Source organism: Vibrio sp. 10N.247.311.47 (assembly GCF_041467535.1).
GTDB classification, from domain to species: Bacteria; Pseudomonadota; Gammaproteobacteria; order Enterobacterales; family Vibrionaceae; genus Vibrio; species Vibrio crassostreae_C.
The window spans coordinates 169,060-178,708 of the sequence record NZ_JBFSUR010000008.1; the positions used below are offsets into that span (position 1 = coordinate 169,060).

A 9,649-nucleotide genomic window follows, 5' to 3' on the forward strand; every position below is an offset into this window, starting at 1 on the left:
GGTTTTGTCTTTATTGATAAAAAAAGCCACTAATGAGTTTTTGTTAGAAAGGCTCAAGTAGTGGAGAGAGTAAGCGTGCCGAATGTGCGAAACAAGTGAATTGTGTTTCAGGCATGCTAGGGGACGTGTTCTTAGCTCGAATGGTGCTCGACTAGAGGGTGATTTAAGTATTTGGCCTACTGTAGGCCAAATACTTATGTTAGCTAAAAGCTGGTACTCACTTTCAGTTATGACAACTTAACTTGAGTCGCTTTGATGTTCTCACTAGGGTAGCAACCCAACACCTTCAGGTGACGAGTAATAGCCGTTAGTTCCGTTATCGCCTGCTGCATATTATCTGAATCCAGGTGCGCCTCTAAATCGACATAGAACATCTCTTCCCAAGGGTTACCCATAATAGGACGAGATTCCAGCTTGGTCATGTTGATGCCTAAGCGTTGCAGGATTAGTAGTGTCTCTACCAAAGAACCCGCTTCTTGAGATGTCGACATGATGAGCGTCGTTTTCGCTGGTATTTGAGTCGATACTTCAACAGGCTTACGCGCCACAACGATGAAACGAGTGTGGTTCTCTGTTTGGTTTGCAATATTGCCCTGGATTGGCTGTAGTCCATAAAGCTTACCGCTCGATGCATTACCAATAGCAGCTACGTCATTACCACCCAATTCTTTAACTTTTTTCATTGCATCAGCGGTGCTTGCGCAAGACTCAAGGTTGACACCCTTAAGGCGGCTCAAGAACTCACTGCATTGTTGATGAGGTTGTGGGTGCGAGTAGAGTGTTTTGATGTCTTCTAAACGGATATCACTTTTAGCAACAAGGCAGTGCTCAATCGGTTGAGAAAGTTCGCCAACAATGTATAGAGTCGTATGCTGTAACAGGTCGTAGACCTCGTTAATTGACCCTGAACTGGTGTTCTCAATCGGCAGGACACCGTAGTCGGCATGGCCAGACTCTACTGTTGATGCGACTTCTTTGAAGTGATTACAGTTCAGCTCAATCAATTCCATATTCTTGCGGCTGAAGTATTCGCGGCTCGCAAGGTGAGAATACGATCCCTTAGAACCTAAGAATGCAACGCGAGCCAATGGTTTACGGCTTTGCGGATTCGCTAGGTTTTGTAAGTATGACTGTTGTAGTAAAACGGAATCTTCGATGATGGTGTGAAACAGCTTGGTAATGTACTGCGCATCAAGTTCGTATTTATCTTTGCCGTTGTTGATCAGCTTAACTAATAGTTGTTGTTCTCGTACTGCATCACGAACTGGTTTTGATGTCTCTACTTTGCTTTTAGCGACTTCGATACTTAGCTTGCGACGCTCTGAAAGTAACTTCAGGAGTTCGTCGTCTAAATCATTAAGACGAAGGCGGATATCATCCAGTGAAATTGAGCGGTCAGTCATAAATGTGTCCTTATAAAAAAGCCTCCCTAGTGTGGGAGGCTTCTTGTTCGTTTTTGACTTGTTTTTCTAAAACGACTTAGCCTCCGATTTACGGAAGAAAAAAGAAGTCAAAAATAAACAAAGATTGAGTGTGCATAAAAAGTGATTGTTTTATGAATGTTTAAACACAATAAGCAAGCGAGCTACGAGCGTCAAGCAAAAAAATAGCGCCCTGAGGCGCTATTTTTTAATCTGTTCTCTTTCCTTATTCTACTTCAGCTTCTAGCTCTTCGATTTCAGGCTTTTCAGCGCGGCGCGCTTCTGGTTTATGGCGTAGCTTGTTGAGTTGACGCTCTAGTTTTTGTTCTACTTCGTTGATCGCTACGTAGAGGTCGTCATGGATTGATGAAGCAACAAGTTGGCCTTTTGGTACGGTTAGTACCGCTTCAAATTTCTTCTTCTTGTTTGGTTCTTCGCTAAAGCTCGCTTGGCAGCCAATGATGTCTACTTGCCATTTATCTAGCTTTTTAAATTTGCTTTCTATGTGATCACGGATTGCAGAGGTAATGTCGATGTTTTTACCAGTGATGTTCATTTTCATAGAAGTTTTCCTCTGTTGTATCCCTCATGGGTTAACTTCAGATTACGACTTTTAGGAATAAAGAATGTGATCTAGATCTTGTTTTGGTTGGGTGGGATAAGCATTAAAATCAAATGTGATCTTACGCAAGTCTTAGTATCTTTTTGGCGAAAAATGCTTGTTATCCTTATGAAAAACGATAACTTTGAGGCAAGGCTTCGCTAAAAATTAAATCAGTTTTTAGGGGTGTCCTACAGCCTATGGAAAGTACTTGATTGAAATTTACTCAATAGTGTTTTGTGATATAGGTCTTGTAATATAGGTCGCTACATAAGCTTCTTCAGAATTAGATAAACAAAAGCCGCATAAGTATTCTTATGCGGCTTTTGTGTTTTTTAGCTTTACCTAATACCTTTGGCTCCCCAGCTCTGGGATGGAGGCGATCCTAGTCGTTAGTGTTCAGTAATCTCGCTGTGCCGTCCTCTCGGATAGCATTGATAGCTTGTAATTGTTTATAGATTACGAAGTAACGATTGATGTTGGCAACATAGGTTACGGGTTCTTTACTCACGTATTTGCGAGTGATGATTTCTACGTTTTTAAACCAGATGTTTGGGTTGTAACCTTTCTGCTTGGCAATGCTCCTCATCTTTCTGATCTTAGCAGGACCAGCGTTGTAAGAAGCCAAGGTAAAGTAGATTTGATTGTCGGGTGATATTGCCGGGTCGTCAAAATATCGGTCTTTGATAAAGCGCATATACTTCACACCCGCATGGATGTTGTTATCCACCTTATGGATGTTCTTGATGTTGACGTTTTTATCTTTGGCGGTACTCGGTAATACCTGCATCACACCAATAGCCCCGCGATGAGAAATCCGGCTCTGATCCAGTCCTGATTCTTGGAAACCTTGAGCTGACATCATCAAAGGATCAAATTCATACTTGCTCGAATACTTTTCAAAGACATCTGAGAGTTTAGCTACTCGGTCTACTTTATTGGGGTTGAGTGCTCGGCCTAACCAGCGAGTATTGTCGATGTATTTCTGGTAGATGACATTCCCAAGCAGGGTGCCTGTTCGTGCGGTCTTGACGTATTTGTTTATCTCTTTCTTCAGTTGAGGGCTGTCTTTTCTTAAAGCCCAAGCAATACGACCATTTTCTCGTAAAGGTAAGTCGTTATGGACTTGAATGTTTTCCATTACATCGATCCAGAGCTTGGCTTTATGGTTATCCAGAATTGTGCCTTGTATATAACCTTGGTTAACCAGTTCTATCAGCTCGTAGTCTTGTAATGACTCCTCGATAAAGTGGACATGCAGTGGTGGTAAACCTAGCTCGTTAAGCTCCTTATTAACTCTTTGTACACTCTCGAAGTAACTCGAGCTTGCTCGTATCCACACCTCTTTGCCACTCAATTGCTTGATTTCGGTGATAGGTTCGGCCTTTTTCCCTGTGATAATGAGTTCTTTACCATCTTTAATCATCGGATCCGAAAAATCGATGGTTCGTAATCGTTTATCGGTGATCGTTAGGTTAGCGACAGCGACATCACCATAGCCAGACTCTAAAGAGGGAAGTAGATCATCTCGTTGCACGGGGATGATTTGAACATTGAGATAGGGATGTTTCTTACGAAGGCTTTTCTCAAAGTGGTAGAGCATTTCTGCCACGATGCCTTTTGGCTTGCCATCCTCGATGTAATAGAAACCAAGATCGGCAGACACTAGCACTCTAACCGTTCCTTTGGTTTTGAGCACATCCAAGTCACCCATGTAAGGCTTATTGCTTAATGGAGACAGTTCTAATGCGTAGGATAAGTGGCTAAATAGCGATATCCAGATAAATAATAACAACCTACTCACATCCACACTCCATGTTGATGTTTTGTTAAAAGTTATCTTTTGAAGATACCGTGTATTATGCGATCCATCAAGTTTGCGATATGTAGATGAAAAAAAGCGCGCTAGTAAATTAGCGCGCTTTTAGGATTGAGATGTAAGAGGTTTGATTAAGGTAGTGGGTTTAACTCAATCAACTTTTCTGTTCTTAACACAGCGTCATCTAGGCCGAGTTGTTGATAAGCTTTTAGCTGGATATCTAAAGACTTACGCGCAGCAATGGTGTCTGGGTAAGTTTTTTGCAGCTCTTGCGTTCTGTTGATCGCAGCAATCCAAGCTTCGCGGCGTAGGTAGAAATCAGCGGTTGCTAAGTCATACTCTGCTAGGCGGTTCTTAAGTGCGAACATGCGTTTTTGTGCATCTTCAGCATAAGGGCTACTAGGGAAACGTTCGAGTAGTCGCTTGAAGTCAGCAAACGCAAGTTTCACTGGTTCAGGATCTCGGTCACTACGGTCGATATTAAAAATATCGTGCATGAAGTTTCGGTCTTGCGCCATGTGCGTTAAGCCGCGCATGTAAAGAACCCAGTCTTGTTTCTCATGCGTTGGGTTCAAACGTAGGAAACGTGAAATGGTAGCGAGGCCAAGTGCCAAGTCATCATTTTTGTAGTAAGCGTAAATCAGATCGAGCTGTACTTGCTCAGAATAGGCGCCGAATGGGTAACGTGAGTCTAGGGCTTCTAGCTTTTCTATTGCTGAAAGCCAGCTACCGCTCTGCAGTGATTCTTGAGCGTCAGAGTAGAGAACCGATGGTGGTACATCTGGCACTATCTCTTCACTACTTGAACAACCAACCAAGAGTGATACGGCTAATAGACCCGATAAAGTAAGGTGTTTCATGTCAGGCGTCGATTCCTTGAATTAAATATTTCGTAAGCTTCCGTTACTTTCTAACCAGTAACAGATACAATGATGCAATTATTCTATTTTATCCATACTAATGGGTATTAGTCTCACGGTTTTTAAAAAAGTTCGATATGGCTCAGCAGATCACATTAACAGACACAGTAAAAAGCAGCCAGTTAGGTCAACGTTTAGACCAAGCTGTCGCTGAACTATTTACCGATTTTTCTCGCTCTCGCATTAAAGAGTGGCTTCTTGACGGCAAAATCCAAGTGGATGGCGAAGTTATTACAAAGCCGCGCGTTAAGGTTTTGGGCGGTGAAGAGATCATCTTGCAAGCTGAACTTGCAGATGAAGAGCGCTGGGAAGCACAAGATATTCCTCTAAACATTGTCTACGAAGATGATGACTTATTGGTTATCAATAAGCCTCGCGATCTGGTTGTACACCCAGGCGCAGGCACACCGGATGGAACCATACTAAACGCATTGCTTTTCCATTACCCACAGATTGCAGAAGTGCCTCGTGCAGGTATTGTGCACCGTCTTGATAAAGACACAACAGGTCTTATGGTTGTGGCTAAAACGGTTCCAGCTCAAACTCGTCTTGTGCGTGCTCTTGCTAAGCGTCGTATTACTCGTGAATATGAAGCAATTGCAATTGGCAAAATGACCGCTGGTGGTGTGGTAGAGAAAGGCATTAGCCGTCATGCAACTAAGCGTACCTTGATGGATGTAAATGAATTAGGAAAGCCAGCGGTAACTCACTACCGTGTTGCTGAGCACTTCCGCGAGCATACTCGTATTCGTCTACGCCTAGAAACGGGTCGTACTCACCAAATTCGTGTTCACATGTCATACCTTCAGCATCCGCTGCTAGGTGACGTTGCATACGGTGGTCGTGCTCGTATTCCAAAAGGTGCATCTGAAGAACTAACAACAATGATTCGTTCTTTTGATCGCCAAGCACTGCACGCCGTTATGCTTAAATTTGTTCACCCAATTACAGGTGAAGAAGTTGAGTTCCACGCTCCTGTGCCAAATGACATGGTCGTGATGGCTGAAGCGTTACGTGTTGATGCGCGCGAAAACTTGGAAGACGACATTTAATCATGTCGATGATCATCCCTAACTGGAATGCACCAAAAAACGTGAAAGCATTTGCTTCGACACGTTTTGATGGTTTTTCTACTGGTGCGTATCAAGGATTAAACCTAGGTACGCATGTTGGGGATGATGCTTCGCTTGTTGAAAACAACAGAGCCTGGCTTAAGCAACACGCTAATATGCCTGCCGCTCCGGTATGGCTACATCAAACTCACTCAACAGATGTCGTTACGGTTTTACACCCTACGGCAGATATTCTTGATGCTGACGGTGCATTTACCACAGCTAAAGATGTTGTTTGTTCTGCGATGACAGCCGATTGCTTACCTGTAATCCTTACTGATACCAAAGGCACTCAAGTTGCTGCAGTTCATGCTGGTTGGCGTGGTCTTGCTGGTGGCATTCTTGAAAATGCCGTCGCAAAGTTTTCAAACTTAGGTTCAGAGAATAAGATCATTGCTTGGCTTGGTCCTGCAATAGGCAAACAAGCTTTTGAAGTAGGCGATGATGTGTTGGAAGCTTTCGTTAGTTTTGACTCTCAAGCTAAGCTCGCATTTGAAGCCAAAGCTGAACCAGGCAAATGGCTAGCGAATATGTCTCAGCTTGCAACGCAACGACTGAACAAAGTTGGTGTAACTTCTGTGACAGACTCTAATCTATGTACCTTCGCTGATGCCGATGCGTTCTATTCTTATCGTCGTGATGGTATTACTGGACGCCAAGCTACTTTTATTTGGTTAGAGTAACCTTTAACTAGTGCAACCAGTCATCCAGCTCATTTATATTTTTATAACAGCTCTATTCTTCATTCTTATCCCTTGAAAATCCGTGTTACCGTATCCATCTTCTAACCATAAGATAAACATATCTAAGAGTAGGAAGGTTGGCATGCGTCTCGATCGATTCACTAGTAAATTCCAAATTGCGATATCTGATGCTCAGTCGCTCGCATTAGGTCGTGATCACCAATATATAGAGCCTGTGCACCTAATGGTGTCTTTGCTTAATCAAGATGGTAGTGCAATTCGTCCATTGCTCACCATGCTGAATATTGATGTGGTTCAATTGCGTTCAAAGCTAAGCGAAATATTAGACCGTGTACCGAAAGTAAGTGGTATCGGTGGTGATGTTCAACTGTCGAATGCAATGGGTACTTTGTTCAACCTATGTGACAAGGTCGCACAAAAGCGTCAAGACACATACATTTCTTCGGAAGTCTTCCTACTTGCCGCAATTGAAGATAAAGGCCCTTTAGGTAACCTGCTTAAAGAGCTAGGTCTTACTGAGCAAAAATTATCTCAAGCTATCGAGCAGGTTCGTGGCGGTCAAAAAGTTGATGACCCAAATGCCGAAGACCGACGCCAAGCGTTAGAGAAGTTCACCATCGATCTGACTGAAAGAGCGGAGCAAGGCAAGCTGGATCCGGTAATTGGCCGAGATGACGAAATCCGCCGTACTATCCAAGTACTTCAGCGTCGTACTAAGAACAACCCAGTCATTATCGGTGAACCTGGTGTTGGTAAGACAGCTATCGTTGAAGGCTTGGCTCAGCGCATTATTAACAATGAAGTGCCAGAAGGTTTAAGAGGCCGACGCGTACTTTCATTAGACATGGGTGCTTTGGTAGCTGGCGCTAAATATCGTGGTGAGTTTGAAGAGCGTTTGAAGTCAGTCCTCAATGAATTGTCTAAAGAAGAGGGCAATATCATTCTCTTCATCGATGAAATTCATACTATGGTCGGCGCTGGTAAAGGTGAAGGCTCTATGGATGCCGGTAACATGCTAAAACCAGCGTTGGCTCGTGGTGAACTCCACTGTGTTGGCGCAACGACTCTTGATGAATACCGTCAATACATAGAGAAAGATCCAGCGTTAGAGCGCCGCTTCCAAAAAGTGCTTGTCGATGAACCAACGGTTGAAGACACGGTGGCGATTCTTCGTGGTTTGAAAGAGCGCTATGAACTTCATCATCATGTAGAAATTACCGACCCAGCAATCGTGGCTGCAGCAACACTATCTCATCGATACGTTTCTGATCGTCAACTGCCGGATAAAGCGATTGATCTGATTGATGAAGCGGCTTCGAGTATCCGTATGCAGATCGACTCAAAACCTGAGTCGCTAGATAAGCTCGAGCGTAAAATCATTCAATTGAAGATCGAGCAGCAAGCTCTTACCAATGAAAATGATGAAGCCAGTGAAAAACGCCTTCGAACATTACAAGAAGAGCTTTCTGACAAAGAACGAGATTTCGCAGAGCTTGAAGAAGTGTGGAATGCAGAGAAAGCCGCGCTTTCTGGCACGCAACACATCAAGTCAGAGCTAGAACAAGCTCGTATGGATATGGATTTTGCGAGACGTGCTGGTGATCTTAACCGAATGTCTGAATTGCAATACGGTCGAATCCCAGAATTAGAGAAGCAGTTAGATCTTGCGACTCAAGCTGAAATGCAAGAAATGACGCTGCTGCGTAATAAGGTCACTGATGCAGAAATTGCAGACGTGCTATCGAAGCAAACAGGCATCCCTGTTTCTAAAATGCTAGAAGCCGAGAAAGAGAAGCTTCTTAAAATGGAAGGTGTTCTACATAAGCGAGTTATTGGCCAAGCGGAAGCAGTCGAAGTGGTATCGAATGCGATTCGTCGTAGCCGTGCAGGTTTATCTGATCCAAACAAGCCGATTGGATCTTTCTTATTCCTTGGTCCAACTGGCGTTGGTAAAACGGAGTTGTGTAAAACACTCGCGAACTTCATGTTTGATAGTGACGATGCAATGGTGCGTATCGACATGTCTGAGTTTATGGAGAAACACTCTGTTGCTCGTTTGGTTGGTGCTCCTCCGGGTTACGTTGGATATGAAGAAGGTGGTTACTTAACAGAAGCAGTGCGTCGCAAGCCTTATTCAGTGATTTTGCTAGATGAAGTAGAGAAAGCGCATCCTGATGTTTTCAATATCTTATTGCAGGTGCTTGATGATGGGCGCTTAACTGATGGACAAGGTCGTACAGTCGATTTTAGAAACACGGTAGTGATCATGACATCCAACCTTGGCTCTTCGAGAATTCAAGAGAACTTCAATACGCTCGACTACCAAGGAATAAAGAATGAAGTGATGGAAGTGGTAGGTAAACATTTCCGTCCTGAGTTTTTGAACCGAGTTGATGAAAGCGTGGTGTTCCATCCATTGGGTCAAGAGCACATTCAGTCGATAGCCGCTATTCAGCTTGAGCACCTTAAGAAGAGAATGGAAGACAATGGTTATGAGCTTGAAGTTTCGGATAAAGCACTCAAGTTAATTTCTCAAGTTGGTTTTGATCCAGTATATGGTGCACGACCTTTGAAAAGAGCGATTCAACAAAGTGTCGAGAACCCGTTAGCGAAAGCGATACTGGCAGGAAAAATTAATCCAGATAAGAAAGTGCAGCTATTAGTAAACAACGACCGCATTATTGCTCACCAATAGTTGAAGTAAGAACGGTAGGTACGATTGGCCGAAATTAAGGCTTAATCGTACCTATTTTAAACGCTTTGTGTGAATAGTGTTCGAACGGTCGCCGGTGGCGGCTTTTTTTCGTTTTTAGCCTTGTACAAAGGATTATTCTCTCTATAATGCGCCTCCGTTGCCAAGGATAACCAAGCGGTTTGAACTGAGTAACAAGACGGTGATAAGCATTTAAGATGCTTTGAAAAATTAGCTGGAAAAAGTGTTTGACACTGGAATCTAATCCGCTAGAATGACCGTCCACTTCGAGAGGCTCCTTACTAAAAGGAAGGCTCAACAAGTAAAGCTCTTTAACAATTTAAACCTATCAATCTGTGTGGGCACTCGTTGATGAATAT

7 protein-coding genes and 1 other annotated feature are annotated in these 9,649 nt (G+C 43.4%); of the genes, 3 read left to right on the forward strand and 4 right to left on the reverse strand.

What is annotated here, in order from left to right; genetic code table 11:
• Nucleotides 1–227: 227 nt before the first annotated feature.
• From pheA to AB6E51_RS08105, 4 genes are all read right to left on the reverse strand, one after another.
• Nucleotides 228–1,403 (reverse strand): prephenate dehydratase, encoded by a 1,176-nt coding sequence (pheA, locus tag AB6E51_RS08090; RefSeq protein ID WP_136973907.1) that lies wholly within the window; start codon nucleotides 1,401–1,403, stop codon nucleotides 228–230.
• Between the two features lie 12 nt (nucleotides 1,404–1,415).
• Nucleotides 1,416–1,537, reverse strand: a sequence feature (Phe leader region).
• A gap of 110 nt (nucleotides 1,538–1,647) precedes the next feature.
• Complete coding sequence (gene hpf, locus AB6E51_RS08095) at nucleotides 1,648–1,983, reverse strand: ribosome hibernation-promoting factor, HPF/YfiA family (protein WP_004735034.1); 336 nt, start codon at nucleotides 1,981–1,983, stop codon at nucleotides 1,648–1,650.
• A gap of 424 nt (nucleotides 1,984–2,407) precedes the next feature.
• Entirely contained in the window at nucleotides 2,408–3,832 is a 1,425-nt protein-coding gene (locus AB6E51_RS08100; protein ID WP_346393666.1) for a lytic transglycosylase F, read from the reverse strand.
• A 140-nt stretch (nucleotides 3,833–3,972) separates the two neighbouring features.
• Nucleotides 3,973–4,701: an outer membrane protein assembly factor BamD gene (locus AB6E51_RS08105; RefSeq protein ID WP_017059363.1), complete on the reverse strand. Its 729-nt coding sequence runs from the start codon at nucleotides 4,699–4,701 to the stop codon at nucleotides 3,973–3,975.
• 137 nt (nucleotides 4,702–4,838) lie between these two features.
• On the opposite strand from AB6E51_RS08105, the gene rluD reads away from it, so the two are divergent.
• From rluD to clpB, 3 genes are all read left to right on the forward strand, one after another.
• Nucleotides 4,839–5,813 carry a 23S rRNA pseudouridine(1911/1915/1917) synthase RluD gene (gene rluD / locus AB6E51_RS08110; protein ID WP_017059364.1) on the forward strand — a complete coding sequence of 325 codons (975 nt, stop codon included), beginning with the start codon at nucleotides 4,839–4,841 and terminating at the stop codon, nucleotides 5,811–5,813.
• Nucleotides 5,814–5,815: 2 nt separating this feature from the next.
• Nucleotides 5,816–6,556 carry a peptidoglycan editing factor PgeF gene (pgeF, locus tag AB6E51_RS08115; protein ID WP_065584732.1) on the forward strand — a complete coding sequence of 247 codons (741 nt, stop codon included), beginning with the start codon at nucleotides 5,816–5,818 and terminating at the stop codon, nucleotides 6,554–6,556.
• A gap of 142 nt (nucleotides 6,557–6,698) precedes the next feature.
• Complete coding sequence (gene clpB, locus AB6E51_RS08120) at nucleotides 6,699–9,272, forward strand: ATP-dependent chaperone ClpB (protein WP_065584733.1); 2,574 nt, start codon at nucleotides 6,699–6,701, stop codon at nucleotides 9,270–9,272.
• Nucleotides 9,273–9,649 lie beyond the last annotated feature (377 nt).